This is a genomic window from Nocardia sp. SYP-A9097 (genome assembly GCF_009649815.1).
In the GTDB taxonomy this organism is placed as follows: Bacteria; Actinomycetota; Actinomycetes; order Mycobacteriales; family Mycobacteriaceae; genus Nocardia.
In genome coordinates, this window is the sequence record NZ_WJIC01000049.1 from 18,593 (window position 1) to 35,573 (window position 16,981).

Consider the following 16,981-nt stretch of genomic DNA (forward strand, 5'->3'; position numbering starts at 1 on the left):
GGAATACCTCATAACGACGACCGCCCACCGGCGGAATGCCAATTCCGTCCGCATATCTCTGAGCCTGGACTATTGATGTCGCGGCCACCCGAACACCGTCGGCTCAAAGGTTTCAACTGAACCGACAATCACGACCTGCTCATCGCTATCATCAGCACGGGATGCTGGCACCGAATCCGAAGATTGCCAACGGTATTCGAACTACGCGATTGCCCTTGATGGCTACCAATCAGGGGCCTTGATCGAGCCGCGCTCGTAGTAGTCGTCGTCGAACTCTTCGTCGAGCTTGCGCTGTCGTTCCAGACGCTCGGCTTCCAAGCGGGCCGAGTTTGCGTTCGTGTACGTCGATATCGCTTCGAAGTTCGAATCGGCTCGCAACTCCCTCAGTGCGTCATCGACTTTGGGGCGCTTGTCTTCCACCGCCGCCCGATACGCGGCCATGATGGAGGCTTCCTCATCCACAGTCACCGACAGCAGGCGATCCCCGGCATCTACGACTACGCGGATGCCGTTGACGACACCAACCCCCTGGATCTGCTCGACGGCATACTGAGCTCGTTGAACTTTCGTGCTCAGTTCATCGGAATCATTGTGTTTCACGGACATTCACCAACCTGTCGATCGGATTCGTGACGAGTCGACTGAATGCCGATGTCGTTTCGGCGATTCACTCGTGGCGGAACAGAACTGCGCATCTGGACCGAGGTGATGCTGTCTATGACGTGCGACGGTGGATCTCAGATGGCTGCGGGGTCGTCGAGCCGAGTCCCTCGAAAGGAAAGCACGGCGAGGCGGCCGTGACGCTCAACCAGCCGTCGCCCTTGCCTGCGTCTTGCAAGATGAACGAGTAGTGATCGGGGGTGCCTACACCTGTCAGCTTCGGGGTGGCTTCCGGATCCAACTTCCAACCCCAACTCGTCCACGTGTCCTGCAGCACGGTCCTGTAACGCGTCAGCTGGCCAGCAGGAATCCCGACCACCCAATAACGCATCTGCACCTGATGCGGACCGTGCTCCTTGTCTCCGTCGGAACACGGTGCCCGTAGCGCTGTCCCAAAGGGGGAACCGTTGTTGCCTTGGTCTGGGGTGAGTGAGAATCCCACCCCGGTTTCATCGGCGGTCTTTTGGAGATAGCTGACGATCTGCTGCTGCGCCGCTTCCTCGGTGAGTGTTTGGCTCACAGGCTTCTCCTCGTTCTTGTTCGCGTCCTCTGTCTTATGACTGCAGCCGGCTGACATCACTGCTATCGCAATGATTGCCGAAGCGGCGAGCCCCTTCCGCAGGAATCGCTTCATCATTTCGCTGTCGGCTCCACTCCGGCGATGATGTCGCCTAGATTGACCAATGATTTGCATGGCTTCCCATCGACGATGTCCCAATACTGACCGTGCGCTTCCGTGGATATGCCGAAAGGGCCGTCCTTACCGGGATCGGATGCGAAATGGGTCGCCCCGAAGCTCGAATCTTGTGGATCGGTGCCGAACGGCTCCGCCAGCTGGGCCTCGTAGATGACGTCGTGGGCAGCCGTGGAGACATACACCTTGTTCGGAACCTGATCCTGCGGGACCCCCGTCAGATGCAGATCCGACGCATGATCCACCGTCGTGCCGGGACTGGCTACCAACGCCACCGCGTCGGCGTTCAGGGTGTTTCCGTGAGCTGCGGCATCACCGACGACCGCGGTGCCGTAGCTGTGCCCGACCACGGTGTTGTACGACGGATTCCCGTCGTGCGAGGCACGCAATCCCTCCTGGAACTTGTTGAGTGCCGGTGCTCCGGCGTCGGCGTACTTTCGGTTCGACGCATCGTCGATGTTCCAATTTGTCGGATCGAGATGCGCTCCCAGGTCCACCGCTGTCGGAGGCGTGTCGTAACCGATCCAGGTGATCACCGCAGGATCACGTGCACCTGCCGCTTTCGCGCTTTCGCGCATCAGATCGGCTCTGTCCATGTAGCCGCCGATCTTCTCCGGTGTCACTGCCGTGCCGGGCACGTAGGTCGAGACGTTGGTGGCCGTGTCAGGGTTGCCCGCGGAAACCGCCGCGTGGGCCATGCTGTCGCCGGTTACGCTGTCCCACACCATCAGATACCGACCCGGTTTATTGGCCTCCCCCTCGACCTTCCGCATGTCGGGAAGGAACGCCGCGCGGTCCTTCGCATCGTCCAATTGCGTTTTCCAGGCGTCGTATTTGGTGCGGTCAGCGAAGATGGCACCCGGCTCGTTCTCGGGAGGAAGGTTCTCTCCCTTCGCCCAATCCGGGTGTTGTGCGGTCAACTGATCGACTGTGTCCTGGGCGGCCTGCGCATGGGTGATCTCGTCGTCGAGTTTTTCGCGGTTATAGCGATCTCGATCGGCCGTGGGCAGACCGTCGTGGTTGCCGATGTACTGATCGTGTTCGTAGAGCGCGTCCTTCTCCGCCGGGGTCAGCGAATCCCAGAAGTCGCGCAGCTCTTTGGGATCACTCGGCAACTGCTTGTTGCCGTCCAGGATGTCCTGCACCTTCGATGAGGGCGGGGCGCCGTCCGGGGTCGTCTCGTAGCCACCCAGCAGCTGCAGATCGGTGGTGATCGCAGTGTTCGCCGAAACTTCCGACAAGCCGAACTGGAACAACAACGCCTTGATCCGCGTCTGGTATCCAGACGCCTGACCATCGAGAACCTGCTGGGCCAACGCATTAGCTACAGCGTTCGATCCATCCGACGGCATCTTCGGAGCCGTCACGTTCCCGTCATCGTCGTAGCTCATCCCCTTCGGGATCTCTTGATCGAGAATCTTCAGCAACGCGGTCTTGGTGTCAGCGAGTTGAGCGCCGTAAGTGTTGTAGTGGTCGGCGATATCCACGATCGAGGTCGCGAGATGGTTGCCGTGCAGCTTGTGCGCCACCGCCCGCTCCGACGCCGCTGTCGCGCCATCACCCTTCCACTTGTCCATGGCCTTGTCGACCGAGCTGTTCATCGCATCGACCTGAGTAACGAACTTTTCATTCTGCGCCACAATGTCCGCCGCGAAATCGATCATCGAATGCGGATCACAGCCCCGAACATGGCTAATCGTGGTCACTTCACACCCTCACCGCGCCCGTACTTGTCCAACTGGTCCTTGTTGGACTTATCCATGTCCTCATAAGACCCGGCAGCCGACTTGGCGCGGTCAGCCAGGGTACGAACCTGGCCACCGATCAACCCATACGCCTTCAGCACCGCATCACCAACCTGCGTTGATACCGCCTCGACAGGTGATCCCGGCATATTCACCGCTTTGGCGAGCTTGAGCTTGCCAATTTCGTCCGCCTGCCCGCCCAGCTCGGTCGCCAGCCCATGCAACGTAGTTAGGTCGACATCGAGAATGTCAGCCACAGGAACCCCCTGATTAGTTCGCGGCACAAAACTCCGGCAAAACCGTAACATGCAGGCTGAGCGTCGGCCTTCCGTCGTCGAGAGGGGCCAGTCTTTCGGGTTCAGGGGTGCGAAGGTGTAACTGTGCTGAGCTCCGAGGCGTGTTTGACGATATCGCTGCCGACGGCAAGAGGGACCGGCAGCAGCAGTAGGGTTGCCAGAGCCCAGATGAACATCCAGGTGCGGCGGGTGATCGCGGCAATGATCACGCAGCCCAGTCCGATCACCAGGACCGCGACCGTCCCCAGCAGAGAGACCTGCATGCCATGGCCGACCAGTTCCATGCAGGGGCTTTCAGGCTCACACGGATCGGCTCCCATCGCGAGGATCGCGGTGAGCGACATCAGCCAGATCGCGACCATGACGACCAGAGCGAGACATACGCCGGTAACAACCTTGTCCCACTTGGGGATTCGCCGACGGTGGGTGTGCGCGCTTGAAACCGGGGCGCTTGTCGTCGTCATGCAGGCCAGCCTTCCGCCTCACGGCTCCAGGCAAATCCGTAGAACTACCCAGTCGTCGTAGGACTTGGGCCCGCCGACAATCTCAGAACCGTGGCGGTTCAGCGGACCTTCTCCATCGTCCTGGGCCACGCGAATCGCTTTGACCAGCGAAATCTCAAGCAAGATAGTGGATCTGCCATCCAGATCCGCCAAGGTCCGAGGTTCCGCCGCTTTTCCGAGCCCTACAGCTCAGCTGTAGGGTCGCAAAATTCGTGGCATCTCACGATGCCGCGACCTGTGAATTTTGAGTTGTCTCAGATCCTGTCGCCGGCCGTCAGTCTCAGAACCGTGGCGGTTCTTCGGACCCGCTTCCATCGGCCTGGACCATTTGGAGCACTCAGACCGGTGTTCCTTATCGGAGATGGCCGTTCCGCCACCCTGAGATACGTTGGAGCCGTACCCTTTTCAAGCCCGACACGCCGCTTGTGGTCGGGCGAGGAGCCAGTCCGCTGGCAGCGTGAACCGTCGAGAGCGCCACGACCTACAACAGGGCCAGTGCGCTCTCGTTGAACTGCCATCATCAACCGCAGGGGAACTCTATGCGCCGCACCGTGATGTCTCTTTCCGCCGTCTTATTCGCGCAACCACTGATCAACTGTGCGCGCAACAGGAGTGGCCGCGGCCAGTGCCCGGTGGGGCCGAGGGCAAGGTCGCGATGCAACTAATCTTCGGCGCATTCTCCTGCTTCGACAAGGTCTCGGCGTTAGCGCCGGACGGCCACGACATCATGAACGACAGTTCGGGCGTTTCGGACTGGCGGATCGTCGATGTGTCGCCCATATCCGGGACGAAGATCGCGCGCACCCGTCCGGCATCGACAGGCAGTTTGGGCCGCGCGGTATGCGGCAGTAGCGTGCGTTGATGTCAGATCCGAGTCAGTGCTCGGTTCGGGCGATTGCCAATAGGTGTGCGCTGGCATTGATCAGCAGTGGGTCCTGCTCGAGCATTCGTGCACAGTGCAATGCCGCTGTCACGAGAGATGGAAAGTTGTGTTGTCCGGCGTGATCGAGTGTGGGCCAGGCCGGACCTTCGATGCCGTAGATCTCGACATCCAGGAGACCGGCTGCCTCGATCTCTGTACGGAGTTCGTCTGCGGTATGCCAGTGAGTGCGAACGAAACCGACGTGGCCGTCGTAGTCGCCCGTGGCGATCACAACGCGCACCGCATCTGTCAGCATGTCGTCGAGGCGGCCGTTGGTGCCGGTCTCCAGGGCCGACAGGTAGCGACTTATCGCGGCCACGATCAGGATGCCTCCAGGGCGAAGTACGCGCACTGCCTCATTCAATGCTGTTGTGCGCTCTTCGGATTCGGTGAGGTGGTACATCGGTCCGAGCAGCAGGACGGCGTCGACGCCGCTGGCGGGAGCGGGCAGCTGCCGGGCATCGCCGAGTTCCGCGGTCACCCCGGGCAGCGTCGCAGCCATCTCGACGTGTTCGGGTACCGGGTCGATGAGGTGCACGGTGTGACCGTCGTTCGCCAACCATTCGGCATGGACTCCGGTGCCGCCCCCGACATCCAGCACTCTCATCGGCGCCGTGAGGACGCGCCGGATCAGTTCTTGCGTGCGAAGGAACTCCAGACGTCCGTGGGGGGATCTGGACAGGCGATCGTCTTCCGAGGCGTTGGAATACTGCTGTGCGAGATCAGAAGTCATATCGAATCCTGAGCCGTGTTGGTACAGGGCGGCAACAGAATATGCCTGTTGCCGCTTCGGGCCACCGCACGCAACTCGGCAGTTCAGTGCGTTCGGCCGGCGTCAGATCGGCACAGCCGGTTGATCTTTGGGCGTCCCGCGCTGGCCGTTCCGCTCAGCGCGATCAGCGGCAGTAGCGGGCGTTGGCCGGTGAAACGATGCAAAGATCCGCTCAATACGGTTGACGAGAGGGTCAGCTCAGTCCGCCAGGTAGAACAGTCCCCAACTTCGCCTTTCGGCCTCTTCGACGATTGCACCCCAATCTTGCAGTAGCTCTGCCCATCCGGTGAAGTCCCTGAACCAAGGAACATACTCACTGAGCTCCGCGGTGATCGCGGGTCGTAGATCCTCGACTCGGCCAGCGCATTCGCGCCACGCCTGCGCCAAGGCGGTGACCCCGGCCGGGGAGAACGCCGTCAGCCGATCGTTGAATTTCTCCAGCGGCAAACCACACGACCTATTCGGGCCGTTCGTGCCATCATCGCTGTCCCCCAGCAGGGGACCGAGGAACCGGTCGAACGGATCGACCAGATCAGCGGGCGTCTCGGTGCGTTCGCGAGTGCCGTCCCACAATTTCCACAGACCCCAGTGGGTTTTCAACGATCTGGTAGCGCCTCCACGAAAAGCGCATTCGCCGTACCACGGTGTCAGTTCCGAAGGCGGCCAACGGAACCGGGCATCTTTGTAATACGGTTCGTCTCGCTCGTAGTCCGGCGGGATCGCGTAGAACAGATCCAAGATCCCGTCCATCCCAGCCCTATTCAGGGTTTCGGTCAGGCAATCCCACTGCGCGATGGCCGGGTAGATATCAACGCCCATGCCCGCATCATGTACTCGATCCAGATTCAGCACCAGCGGATATCCCCCAGCGACGCTCTCGGCTCGCGCACCCACCGACCCACGTCACCTGACCAGACCAGCTGAACATCGGCGGTGGGCGACGTTCCGCCAACCTCAGATCGCCGCTGTCGGCTGATCTTTCGTCGCGTCCCGCGCTGGCCGTTCCGCTCAGCGCGATCAGCGGCAATGTAGTGCGTTCGTGGTATCGCCACCAAGCCTCAACACCAGATGCCCCCAGTGTCCTGCACCGGGCTCTTTCTGCCCTGCGCGACCGGTTCAGAGTTTGCTCAGCGCCACCTTGATGAGGTCCGCCGTGCGGCGCGGCTGGGCAATGAAGGCCGCATGGGAGCCGTCGACCTCCTCGGTGCTCGCGCCCATCCGCTCGGCCATGAAGCGCTGTGCCTGAGGGGAGAGGGCGTTGTCATGCCGCGCGATCTGGTACCAGGACGGGATGGACTTCCAACCGGCCCCCGTGGCCTGCTCAGCAAATGCCGCTGCCGCGATCGGCCTTTGGGCGAGGCTCATGGCCAGGGCCAGCTCGGCGGGAAGGTCGGCACACATCGACTCGTGGAAGCCGTCCGCGTCGAGGTACATGTCCGGGCCGCCCGCGGCACCGTGCGCCTCGTAGGAGGTCAGCCGTATGGTCTCGGCCAGCATCGAGGGCGGGAAGGGGTCAATGACGTCGGCGCAGCTTTCGCCCTCGTCGAGACCGAACGCGGCGAGGTAGACCAGACCCGCCACGTTGTCGAGGTCGGCGGAGGCCTGCGTGATCACGGCACCGCCGTACGAGTGCCCCACCAGCAGGACGGGGCCGTGGATGTCACCGGCGACCGCGCGGACCGCCGCCGCATCACCGGCCAGACCCCGCAAGGGGTTCGGCGCCGCGACGACGCGGTGCCCGGCAGCCGTCAGCTCGCGGATCACCCCCGTGAACCCGGAGGCGTCGGCAAAGGCTCCATGCACCAGGACGACCACGGGCGCGCCCGACTCGGTCGGCTGGACGGTTTCGGACATGATTGGGCTCCTTGGTACGAATAGCTATTTCGCTGCTGATGTGAACGGGATCGTTGAGGAGACGCCGTCGCCGTCGCGTGAAGCGATGTTGCTCACGCCATCGATCTTGGGGCGGACTCGGGTGGGGCGTCCAAGACCGAGTGGGTGCGCGGCGATACCGCGCGGGTATCGGTCGTGGTCAGCGCCGGATACGATGACGCGGTGGAGACACGGGAGCTGCGCTATTTCGTCGCCGTCGCGGAGGAGTTGCACTTCGGGCGGGCGGCGCAGCGGCTCGCCATGGCGCAACCACCGCTCTCACGGGCGATCCAGCAGCTCGAACGGCGGCTCGGAGTGGTTCTGCTGCACCGTACTGCGCGCGAAGTCGTCTTGACCGACGCCGGGTCGGTGCTTCTGCGGGAGGCCCGGGCCGCACTCGACGCGGTCGAAGCCGCCGAGCGCCGCACCCGCCGCGCAGCTGCCGAGCGGCCCGGTGTGGTGCTGGCCACGAAAGCCGGAGCGGCCGGCGAACTGTTGTCGAAGCTGCTGGACGCCTACGCCGCCGAGCCCGGCGCGGTCGCCGTCGAGGTGATGCTGTGCGGGCCCGGCGAGCAGGAAAAGTTGCTACGCGACGGGCGCGCCGACGTTACTCTGCTCCAGCGGCCCTTCGACACGACGGCCGGACTGGACACCGAGGACCTGCACACCGAACCGCAGGTCGTGGTCCTACCCGCGGGGCACCCCTCAGCCACACGACCCCATATGTCGATAGCCGAGGTCAACGCCCTGACGGACCTGCCCTTGCCGCGCTGGCCCCGACGGGACGGTGGCTATCCGGACGGACCTGGCCCGCAGGTGCGCGACCACACCCAGCTGTTCCAGCTGATCGCGCTCGGACGGGCCTGCGCGGTCGTGCCCGAGTCCCTCCGAGCCCACCTGCGCGAGGATCACGCGACAGTGCCGGTGCCGGACGCACCGGCTGTCACGACCGTCATCGCCTGGCCGCCACACAGCAGATCCAAAGCCGTCGCCGACCTCGTCCGCACCGCGACACGCCTCTAGTGTCTGCGCCTCAAAGGCACAGGACGCTAGCGACTGCCGCTGCTCAGGGCGAAATCGGCTTCGATGACCAGCCGACCTCGACGATGGCCTACTGGAGGTCGCGGGCCGTGATGGACGGCCGAGATGCACTTCGACACAGCACATCTGGTCGGCACCGAGGCTATCGAGGCTTCTTCGTCAAGATCGACGCACATCAACGGCAACGAGTTCTAGTTTTTGCGGGTGGCTGTACCGCACCTGGGGTCGATCACCGTCGACTGCAACGATCCGACCGAGTTGACGGCCTTTTGGGCTGAGCAAGTGCCGAGTTCTGTTCGACCCGGCCGGGCATCCTTTCTGCTTATGCCTGCCACCGGGCGCGTGACAGCGGCCAAAGTGGCTGTGCGGCAGGAATGTTGGCGTTAGGCCTTTGTCCAGTCGCGGATCGCGGCGATGAACTCTTCGGGTGCGTCGGATTCCACGTAGGTGCCGGCGCCTTCGACGATCACGGTCGTGTGATCGGTGAACGTGGCTTCCAGTCGCTGACGTTCCTGGGGACGGAGGGCGATGTCGGCGTCGTGGTATCGAGCGTCGAGGGACATCCCAAGATCATAGTTTTCGCTGGCAGAGCGGCACGTCCCAGCGTCGTGTCATCGGCATGTGCGGATACTGGCGGCCTCGGATCGGCAACGGCTGGTTGATCTTCCGCCGAGCTGCGCTGGCCGACTCGGTCAGCGCGCCACGCGGCAAAATAGTGTGTTCAAACGAGGTCGAGAGGTTATCGAACGGTCGATGATTGAGATGCTGGCCGAATCTGCCAGCGCGGTACGGGTGCCAGAACGATGTGTTCGCTGGCGACCGATCGCGCAGCGGTGGGGCGGTCACTACTGCCGGTTGTTAATTCCGCGCTGAATGGCGAGCATCACGCCACCGACCAGCAGCAGACCCACCAGGAAAGGCAGTGCTCCCGCAACAAAGGCCTTGCCACCCTCGGCTGCGGCCGGGATCACCAGAGCCAGAAGCACGATGGCGCCCAGCACGGGCAGTACCTTGAATATCTTTTCCGTCGCACCGATCCAGCCTCCGGGACCGGCTTCCAACCGCCAATCTAGCGCGGCCAACTCGGCTCTGATCAGATCGCCGGTCCTGTCGCGTGGGTCCCGGTCGCTCTCCGATGGCAGATCGCCCGGCCCGTCGTCTCGCCGATACACCGGCGACACCCACGCGCGGCTGTTGTTTTCATCCAACCGTAGGTGATATCGAAACGGTGTGCGTGTCTGCCGATGGCTGAAAGGGCGCTCGACCTCCAAACCATCGTCGACAAAGCGCACCTGGAAGGGAGTGCTGCCCAAGGCGGCCCGCAGTCGATCTTCCAACACTATCAACTTCGACTCGTCCACCTCACCCACAAGATCACCATAGGCGGTCGAGAGGTCATGTGCAGCAGCAGAACTTGGCCGAGGAAATGCTTGAGTGTTTCACGACGCCCGCCGCGGCAGGCGGCTACTCGCCTGAGGCAGACAGCCAGGCCGGATAGTACACGGCATTCGGCAGAAGAGTGCGTTTGCCGGACACGCCCAAAGCGTCCGGACGCGCCCGTCGATGACGTCAGTTTTCGCCGATACCAACGGATCCCAGCCCGGTCGACTGACGCCAAAGTTCACCGATAACCGCTGTCAGGATTGACCAGCGTAGCCACGGAGTTCTTCACCAGATGAAATAGCGATCAGTGTCCTGTGCCAGTTGATCTGACGTATTGCCATCGTTCTGGCGCAAGCGCGTGGCCTCTGCCACCAACCTGACGCGGATCGATCGTTGCGACTGCCGTCCGGCGAATCCGGGCAGGTCTCGAACGGACCCGATACGCTCGAAAACATGATCATCTGGCTGAACGGAACCTTCGGAGCCGGAAAGACCACGACAGCAAGGGAATTGACCGCGCTGTTGCCAAAATCTCGGGTCTTCGACACCGAGGAAGTCGGGCTCATGCTCCGCCACGTCCTCGCCTCCGAAACGGTCCGGGACTTTCAGGACTGGCAGCCTTGGCGAGGACTGGTAGTGGCCGCAGCAACACAGATCCTCGACTACGTCGGCGGCGTCCTCGTCGTCCCCCAATCGGTTCTTGTCCACCAATACTGGCAAGAGATCCGCGCCGGACTCGAAAAGGCCCGCGTCCCACTGCATCACTTCGTTCTCCACGCCGAACGTGACGAACTCGTCCACCGCATCGAAACCGACGCCAGCAAAGCAAGCGCAGACGCACGGGGCTGGCGCCTGGACCATCTGGACGACTACGACGCTGCCCGCCCATGGCACCGCAAGGAAGCCCACATCATCGACACCACGGGTCTGCAGCCGCATCAAGTCGCAGCCCTGATCGCCACGGACACAGGCATAGCCGTCAACTGACCGCCATCACAGCCAGCCCGGCGCTCGCAACGAACCCCGCCTGCGCCAACAATCTGGCAGAACACGTCGGGCGCGATCTGCCAGAAACCTGACGCACCCCAGCTCACGACTCCGTCACTGCGTCACGTCATCTGGCACAGGACAATCAGAAGTAGTTTTCGCCGAAAATCGGGCGCATATGCCGTAATCCGTTGGCTGGCAACATGTTAGGCTATGGGACCGGAGCAGGGTTGCTCCGAAGGCAAGCACCGAATGCGCAGGTCAGACGAACTTCGTTGTTTTTTCTGCGAAAACTACAAGTGACGCCAATTGCATCGGATGCGACCTCGGCGGCGGTGCTTCATCTCGCCTGCCCGGCGATGGTGATTCCGTTCTGGGGCAATCGAATTCGTCGATAGTGTGACCCCCGAGGTCGAGATGTCGATAGATGCTCCGGTAGGCGGGCTATGCCCATCTACCAGCGGTTACTTCGCTGGTCGCATCTGATGAGAGATTCTCGCACCAGATGCGAGTCCGCAAACGTGACTTCGCTTTGGCGCTCACCTGGGCCGACTGCGTCCCCTCGCACCGGCCAGGCAACCTCCGCAGCAGGAAACCGGAGCACTTCCGGCGACACTTGAATAGGCGACTTCACCAGTCCGGGACCCCGATGAGGCCGCGGCCCTCGCGCTGGCGTTCGGCGATGTACTGATACCAGGCGGGTTCGCATGCGAGGTCGCCGATATGGAGATACTGCTCATCGGGGGCGATGAGCAGTACTCGATTCCTGCGAGCGTCGATCACCGCGCGCCATCCGGCGGCGACGGGTGCGCGGTCGAAGTCGATATCGGTCATGGGTGCAGCGCCGTGGGCTCGTACTGCCGATTCCAGGACGTCGCCGGAGACGAGTGCGCCGTCCTGTGCGATCTGGGCGACGCGGAACCGGGTGAGCAGTATCAGCACCGGTTCGCCGTCGATGGTTCCGGTGAGGATGTGCGCGTCGTCGATGTCGGCGCATACGGCATTGTCGGGGCCGATCGGGTGATCAGGGCTTCGCACGGGTCGAGGGTATCGGCGAAACCGGTTCAGTCGCTGTGGTTTTGCGGTTCCGTCGGAGCTCTCGTGGGCCGCGAATGAGGATTCGTTCTGCTCGTGGAGGTTCGCGACTTCTGGTTCGTCGCCACGCGTGATTTGTTCGGATGCGCGGGGTGCTTGGTCTGGTTCTCGGTTCGAGCAGCACATGCGAAAGCGGTCCGCTATCGTGTGCGCTGATTCCGGGAGGGACATCATGAGATCCATTGCCGCTGTGGCAATTACGGCATTCGCGTGCGGCGCGGTCGCCGCCGGTGCCGGCACCGCGCACGCGGACACATCAGGTGCGTGCCTGGTGATCAACAACCGGGCCGCGGACTACTTCGACAGCATCTATATCGAACCGGTCAACGTCGCGGACGTGAAATGGAAAGCGTTCCCGTGGCAGGCGGTCCTGATCCAATTACGCGGGAAGCCGCTGACCACGCCAAGTGGCTCGTTCACCGTCACCGTGGAATCGGATGTGCCAGTGCATAAGGCGTGGAGCTACCAGCCCGACCGAAACAGGTCGCTGGGCTGTAACGGATCGTGGGTGGTCACCCTCACCGAGTGAGCTGACGAGTGTGATGGGGATCGTGTGCGGTTCAGAGGTGGCGGTCAACGTCCATTCGCTGATGCAGGATGCGCACGATGTCCACCACGCCGCCGATACCACCTGGCAGACTCGGTCACTGTGTCAACAGCTGATGAGTCCGCGCTCGTGCCATCTCTGCCCGCACGTCCCGGCAGCGAGGAGGTAGGGCGCCGCGCCGGTCGGGTCGTATTGGGATTAGGCAGCGTGGGAACACTTTTCGGGATCTATATGCCGCTGGTGCACTATCCGGAATACCAACCTGACTATTCGTTGATGGACTCGTCATCGCAGTTGGGCACCCCCGGTGTCGGGTGGTTGATCGCGGGATCGATTCTGCTGCTGGCGGCAACGGTGTTACTGCTGGAGAGAGTCCAGACTCCCGCGAAGCTCGGGGCGGTGCTGGTGCTGGCATGCCTCGAGTGCGTCGGGTGCGTGTTCGCCTACGCGGTCGCTTTCACCTTGATCTGGTCCGATGGTCGCGAATTCACCGAAGCCAACCGGGGTCATCATTTCGTCCAGGCCGATTTCCGGTACGGCGCCGTCGTTGCGGTGCTTTCGTGCGGGTTGATGCTCGCCGGCGCACTGTGGTGGTACGTCGATGCTCATCGAGCGCGGGAAACACTGTGTAACTGAGCCTTTCGCCAAGAGGCCGTGTAAACCTCCCGCTTTGGGTGCTGGTTGTAGGCCGGGCCGATTCGGTCGCTTCCTGTCTGGATCGGGCAGCAACCGGGACCGGGCGCTCAGCCTGGAAAGGAGTGGGGTGGCCAGGCGGTTGCCTGGGTTACCATCGAATCCATGACCGCGAGCACGTCGACGAGCGCAGCCGGTAGCAGCGCTGCCGTGCTGGCCGCCTGGTACCACGAAAACGGGCTGGACAGCGACGAAGCCTATGAGGCACTGGCCGCTGAGGATGCGGCCGCGTTCGCTGAGCTCGACGCTGACGCCGCCCGGTGACCTACCCGCATCCGGATGCCGCCCGCCCGCGGCAGGGTGAGGTGTGGGCGTTCACGGCCTCGATCGCTGGGCGCAATGCCCCGTCGTCGCTGGGTCCGGATCTGGTGCTGGTGGTGTCGAACTCCCGCGACAATGCGGCGCTGCCGCATATCGCGGTGTTGCAGCTGGCCACCGCACCAGCAACCGATCTGACCGTGTTGATGGAAGCGGGCGACCCGCGACCGGGGATGACGGTGGATGTCACGAAGAATCGGACCATCCCGAAACGGTGGCTGGTTAGCTGCGAAGGCAGCATCACCCGCAAGAAGATGCGCGAAGTGTTCGCGGCCGAAGTGCAGTACCGCTGCCCAGAGCCCGAGTAGTCCCAGAGGTTCAGAACGGCGGTTCGTCGCCGGACGGGTCTCCGGTAAACGGGGCTATGTGGCGCAGTCGCCCCAGTGCCTCGGCGGCGGACATCCCTCCACCGGAACCGATCTCGCTGCCAGCGGCGTCGCGGGCGATGGCGTAGAAACCGCCGGGAACCGGGTCGTGGATGACAATGCCGTCCTCGTCGCAGGCTCCGGACTCACCGGGGTCATACCCCAGGGTGATCGTGCCGCCGCTGAGCAAAACGGTGTCAGCGAAAGCCTCACCATCGACCTTGGCCCGATCAGGGCGGCGGAGACCGTGTTCCTCGTCGACTTCGCCGAAGTACTTCGCCACCGCAGCGCCGAACTCGAAGGTGAGCAACCAGGTTCGCGCCAAGCCCTCGCTGATGAACCGAAAGGTGCCTTCCTCATTCGGCTCGTCGGTCCATTTCTCGAGCGCCCACCGCCCGTCCGCGGTGCGCCACACGGCTTCCCCGCGCCCGGGGCCGTGGGAGCCGTTGCCGTCGTGGTCGCGGTCGCGGTCGGACCAGCTCTCGGCGGTGCTGGTGTCGAACCAGCCACCCAGAACGGTGTCCTGGGTGTAGTCGTCGGAACTGGGGAAGCTGTAGACGGTCACCCTGGTCATGAGTAGTTACCGCTTCGAGGGCGCGGCGGCGGGCAAGAGACCGAAGATCTCGAACCAGGCCGACTCTGCGTCTGTGAGCGCGACCGGATCACCGTTCTCATCGCGCCGCGCGAGTCGGGTCGCCGTCTCATGGTGAAGGAGATAGCTCAGGATGCCCACAGCGCTCCCACCGAGCACGCCGACGATCGCGAACAGCCACAGACCAGACCACCCCACATGGTCGCCCCACACCGTCAGCGGCCCACACGCGAAAATTGCCACGAAAGATCCGAAAGAGAGCACGTTCTTCGTCCGAGTCATCGCATCTCACCCTCGCCCGACCACACCGCGCGCACGCGCGGCCACTCACGCACGCTACCGCTGGTCTCCGACAGCCGAGACCGGTTCCTGGCAAGGCAATGTGGGTTCTCGACGGTTTCTATCCCCGGGGTGGCGGTCCTGGTTGGATGCCTAGCGAGACCAAGTGAGCGATCAGCGCGCTGGCCGATGGGATTGTTTTGGCCTCGTAGAAGTTCGCGTCAGCCGGTCCTGGGGCTGCGGTGGGCCATGGCATCGTTGCAACGATCCGACCGAGACTCCGCGGCTCAGCTGTGAGCCGAAGGTGGATTCCATCGGACTCGACGGTGGCCAGATGGGCATTGCCGCAGGGACATCCGACCGCGCAGACAATTACCGGGCCGCCACCGAGTGCTAGTTGCCCGAGGCGAGCGGGCACACGCACCGTGCCAGCGCAGCACGGGACTCGCACCTCGAGAGCCTCGCCGACAAGCCGGCTCCGCAAACCTTGCATGGGTTCCGGTATCGATGGGCGGTCCTCGGCATCGGCCATGAGAGAAGCGTAGTGAAGGCTGCCTCAGCGTTGCTAGCGGTCGTCCGATATCGCTGTGCCCGAACAGTATCCAGCTGCGACTGGCCGTTTCGGTGATCGGTTTCGCTTTCGGCGGCCCGGGTTCTGGCCTGCAACAGGACTCGACGCACGACACAGCTTCCCCGGCCGATACCGGTATTACGGGGCTTCGGCCGGGGCGGCGCTGTGCTGACGAGCGGGTTAGGGGTTTCCCCACCGGGTCTGATTCGCGAATTTGTCCCAGTGTGTGTTGAGTTCGCGGCTCAGCATGTCTCCGCCGTCGTGCCCGACCTCGAAGTCAATGTCATGGCCTTCACTGATCGCCTTTACCTGCATCCACACCGCGCTGATCACATCGGCGTAGACCTTGGCATCGAGTTCGCTGGCGAACTCGATGGTGATCTTCTTACGCATCCGGTACGTCCTCCGTCGGTGGTACTGCGGGTTCGATATCGCTGTGCGACAACGACATCACACCGGACTGCGGTTGTGGCCGGAAATCCGTAGGTACCTACCGGTGCAGTTGCTCGGCGCGCAGAAGCTCGGCGACGGCGCGGGTTTCGGCGGACTAGGCGTTCGCCGACGCTGCCGGGGCGTAAGCGTTCGGCAAGGTCGATCCGGTACAGCGGGACCCCGCACGAGTTGCGCTGGGGCCCTACGGCTCCGACCGCAACCGGTCGGGGCCGCTACGGTTGTTTGACCGGCAGCCCGGCATAGGGAGTCCGGTTCCTGGTCTCGATCTCCTGGCGGCAGCCGGGGCACATCATCTTGCCCTCGCCCGCGTCGTTCTCTCGGCAGATTCCACACTTCGGGTTATCACTCACGGCGTCATGATATTGCCGGTCCACACCGACCGGTCGCACCCTTACCACTGGTGCCGCACAGTCCAGTAGCCGTGTTCCGAGCGGGACCGTGGCCGAACAATCCCTGAGATGGCGAGCAGCCCTATGCGTTTGTCCTGGATTACGCGTTTGTGGATGTCATACCTCCGGAGTGCCGCGTCCTGGGCGGATCGATCGCGGCCGCGCCGGGCCGATGGCCTGCATCGTCGCTAAGGCGCGTACTCGGTCGCGCTCTTTGGGGTTCTCAATGCGCGGGGCCGACCGCCGCACCCCGGTCACCTGGGGTTGCGGGCGAGGACCATCCCCGCACGCGCGGGGCCGACATCGCTAGCTGCATCAACACGGCTAGCGGATAGGGACCATCCCCGCGCGCGCGGGGCCGACAGACGGCATACACGGCGGCCACATCCGACTCGGGGACCATCCCCGCGCGCGGGGCCGACGTGAAGTTGAGATGAAGGACTGAGGGGTACTCAGGACCATCCCCGCGCGCGGGGCCGACCTGTGCGACCCGTGCCATTTGTGGATCGAATCGGGACCATCCCCGCGCGCGCGGGGCCGACGTGAGCGCGTGATAGCCGAGCGTCGCCATGGCAGGACCATCCCCGCGCGCGCGGGGCCGACGTGTAGCTTCCGTTGGACGTGTAGACGATGGTGGGACCATCCCCGCGCGCGCGGGGCCGACGCCGTGGTCGATCCACTCCGAGGTGTAGGTGAGAGCACATTGTCGAAGAGCTGGTGAAGGTCTTCGAGATGGAGGTCTCGCACAAGAAGGATCCGGCCAAGTGGGTATCCCTGGTGGCCGAGCACTACCGCGGCCGGGTC

The 16,981-nt window shown here is 63.3% G+C and carries 22 protein-coding genes; 7 read left to right on the forward strand and 15 right to left on the reverse strand.

Going from position 1 to position 16,981, the window contains the following annotated elements; all coding sequences use genetic code 11:
* Window positions 1-222 precede the first annotated feature (222 nt).
* The 5 genes from GFY24_RS39100 to GFY24_RS39120 all read right to left on the reverse strand — a co-directional run bounded on the left by GFY24_RS39100 (window position 223) and on the right by GFY24_RS39120 (window position 3,859).
* Window positions 223-606, reverse strand: a complete 384-nt coding sequence (locus tag GFY24_RS39100; RefSeq protein ID WP_153810170.1) for a hypothetical protein — start codon at window positions 604-606, stop codon at window positions 223-225.
* 109 nt (window positions 607-715) lie between these two features.
* Window positions 716-1,297, reverse strand: coding sequence for a hypothetical protein (locus GFY24_RS39105; RefSeq protein WP_153810171.1), 582 nt, complete (start codon window positions 1,295-1,297; stop codon window positions 716-718).
* The gene (locus GFY24_RS43535) at window positions 1,294-3,060 is read right to left on the reverse strand and encodes an alpha/beta hydrolase (protein WP_153810172.1); all 1,767 of its coding nucleotides are present in this window, start codon (window positions 3,058-3,060) and stop codon (window positions 1,294-1,296) included. Before GFY24_RS43535 ends, GFY24_RS39105 begins: the two co-directional genes overlap by 4 nt.
* Window positions 3,057-3,356: a hypothetical protein gene (locus tag GFY24_RS39115; protein ID WP_153810173.1), complete on the reverse strand. Its 300-nt coding sequence runs from the start codon at window positions 3,354-3,356 to the stop codon at window positions 3,057-3,059. Before GFY24_RS39115 ends, GFY24_RS43535 begins: the two co-directional genes overlap by 4 nt.
* Before the next feature lie 101 nt (window positions 3,357-3,457).
* A complete protein-coding gene (locus GFY24_RS39120) occupies window positions 3,458-3,859 on the reverse strand; it encodes a hypothetical protein (RefSeq protein ID WP_153810174.1) in 402 nt (133 codons plus the stop codon).
* A 496-nt stretch (window positions 3,860-4,355) separates the two neighbouring features.
* Here GFY24_RS39120 and GFY24_RS39125 point away from each other — a divergent pair, with 496 nt between their 5' ends.
* Window positions 4,356-4,760: a hypothetical protein gene (locus tag GFY24_RS39125; RefSeq protein ID WP_153810175.1), complete on the forward strand. Its 405-nt coding sequence runs from the start codon at window positions 4,356-4,358 to the stop codon at window positions 4,758-4,760.
* A 13-nt stretch (window positions 4,761-4,773) separates the two neighbouring features.
* On the opposite strand, the gene GFY24_RS39130 is transcribed toward GFY24_RS39125, so the two are convergent.
* The 3 genes from GFY24_RS39130 to GFY24_RS39140 all read right to left on the reverse strand — a co-directional run bounded on the left by GFY24_RS39130 (window position 4,774) and on the right by GFY24_RS39140 (window position 7,446).
* Window positions 4,774-5,553 (reverse strand): bifunctional 2-polyprenyl-6-hydroxyphenol methylase/3-demethylubiquinol 3-O-methyltransferase UbiG, encoded by a 780-nt coding sequence (locus tag GFY24_RS39130; protein WP_153810176.1) that lies wholly within the window; start codon window positions 5,551-5,553, stop codon window positions 4,774-4,776.
* 237 nt (window positions 5,554-5,790) lie between these two features.
* Window positions 5,791-6,486: a hypothetical protein gene (locus tag GFY24_RS39135; protein WP_153810177.1), complete on the reverse strand. Its 696-nt coding sequence runs from the start codon at window positions 6,484-6,486 to the stop codon at window positions 5,791-5,793.
* Window positions 6,487-6,708: 222 nt separating this feature from the next.
* A complete protein-coding gene (locus tag GFY24_RS39140) occupies window positions 6,709-7,446 on the reverse strand; it encodes an alpha/beta fold hydrolase (RefSeq protein ID WP_153810178.1) in 738 nt (245 codons plus the stop codon).
* A 144-nt stretch (window positions 7,447-7,590) separates the two neighbouring features.
* Here GFY24_RS39140 and GFY24_RS39145 point away from each other — a divergent pair, with 144 nt between their 5' ends.
* A complete protein-coding gene (locus GFY24_RS39145) occupies window positions 7,591-8,487 on the forward strand; it encodes a LysR family transcriptional regulator (RefSeq protein ID WP_309231883.1) in 897 nt (298 codons plus the stop codon).
* Between the two features lie 401 nt (window positions 8,488-8,888).
* On the opposite strand, the gene GFY24_RS39150 is transcribed toward GFY24_RS39145, so the two are convergent.
* Window positions 8,889-9,068 (reverse strand): hypothetical protein, encoded by a 180-nt coding sequence (locus GFY24_RS39150; RefSeq protein WP_228567102.1) that lies wholly within the window; start codon window positions 9,066-9,068, stop codon window positions 8,889-8,891.
* A gap of 282 nt (window positions 9,069-9,350) precedes the next feature.
* Window positions 9,351-9,875, reverse strand: a complete 525-nt coding sequence (locus GFY24_RS39155; RefSeq protein ID WP_153810179.1) for a hypothetical protein — start codon at window positions 9,873-9,875, stop codon at window positions 9,351-9,353.
* 466 nt (window positions 9,876-10,341) lie between these two features.
* Between GFY24_RS39155 and GFY24_RS39160 the strand changes: the two genes are divergently transcribed.
* Window positions 10,342-10,875 (forward strand): AAA family ATPase, encoded by a 534-nt coding sequence (locus tag GFY24_RS39160; RefSeq protein WP_153810180.1) that lies wholly within the window; start codon window positions 10,342-10,344, stop codon window positions 10,873-10,875.
* A 630-nt stretch (window positions 10,876-11,505) separates the two neighbouring features.
* On the opposite strand, the gene GFY24_RS39165 is transcribed toward GFY24_RS39160, so the two are convergent.
* Window positions 11,506-11,913 carry a hypothetical protein gene (locus GFY24_RS39165; RefSeq protein ID WP_153810181.1) on the reverse strand — a complete coding sequence of 136 codons (408 nt, stop codon included), beginning with the start codon at window positions 11,911-11,913 and terminating at the stop codon, window positions 11,506-11,508.
* A gap of 229 nt (window positions 11,914-12,142) precedes the next feature.
* On the opposite strand from GFY24_RS39165, the gene GFY24_RS39170 reads away from it, so the two are divergent.
* From GFY24_RS39170 to GFY24_RS39185, 4 genes are all read left to right on the forward strand, one after another.
* Window positions 12,143-12,499, forward strand: a complete 357-nt coding sequence (locus tag GFY24_RS39170; protein WP_153810182.1) for a hypothetical protein — start codon at window positions 12,143-12,145, stop codon at window positions 12,497-12,499.
* 225 nt (window positions 12,500-12,724) lie between these two features.
* On the forward strand, window positions 12,725-13,153 hold the full coding sequence (locus GFY24_RS39175) for a hypothetical protein (RefSeq protein WP_153810183.1): 429 nt from the start codon (window positions 12,725-12,727) through the stop codon (window positions 13,151-13,153).
* 162 nt (window positions 13,154-13,315) lie between these two features.
* A complete protein-coding gene (locus GFY24_RS39180) occupies window positions 13,316-13,474 on the forward strand; it encodes a hypothetical protein (RefSeq protein ID WP_153810184.1) in 159 nt (52 codons plus the stop codon).
* Window positions 13,471-13,836 (forward strand): hypothetical protein, encoded by a 366-nt coding sequence (locus GFY24_RS39185; RefSeq protein ID WP_153810185.1) that lies wholly within the window; start codon window positions 13,471-13,473, stop codon window positions 13,834-13,836. Before GFY24_RS39180 ends, GFY24_RS39185 begins: the two co-directional genes overlap by 4 nt.
* A gap of 10 nt (window positions 13,837-13,846) precedes the next feature.
* Here GFY24_RS39185 and GFY24_RS39190 read toward each other — a convergent pair whose 3' ends face one another.
* From GFY24_RS39190 to GFY24_RS39205, 4 genes are all read right to left on the reverse strand, one after another.
* Window positions 13,847-14,467, reverse strand: coding sequence for a hypothetical protein (locus GFY24_RS39190; protein WP_153810186.1), 621 nt, complete (start codon window positions 14,465-14,467; stop codon window positions 13,847-13,849).
* A 6-nt stretch (window positions 14,468-14,473) separates the two neighbouring features.
* Window positions 14,474-14,728, reverse strand: coding sequence for a hypothetical protein (locus tag GFY24_RS39195; RefSeq protein WP_153810187.1), 255 nt, complete (start codon window positions 14,726-14,728; stop codon window positions 14,474-14,476).
* A gap of 787 nt (window positions 14,729-15,515) precedes the next feature.
* The gene (locus tag GFY24_RS39200) at window positions 15,516-15,728 is read right to left on the reverse strand and encodes a hypothetical protein (protein WP_153810188.1); all 213 of its coding nucleotides are present in this window, start codon (window positions 15,726-15,728) and stop codon (window positions 15,516-15,518) included.
* 272 nt (window positions 15,729-16,000) lie between these two features.
* On the reverse strand, window positions 16,001-16,138 hold the full coding sequence (locus GFY24_RS39205) for a hypothetical protein (RefSeq protein ID WP_153810189.1): 138 nt from the start codon (window positions 16,136-16,138) through the stop codon (window positions 16,001-16,003).
* Between the last annotated feature and the right edge of the window lie 843 nt (window positions 16,139-16,981).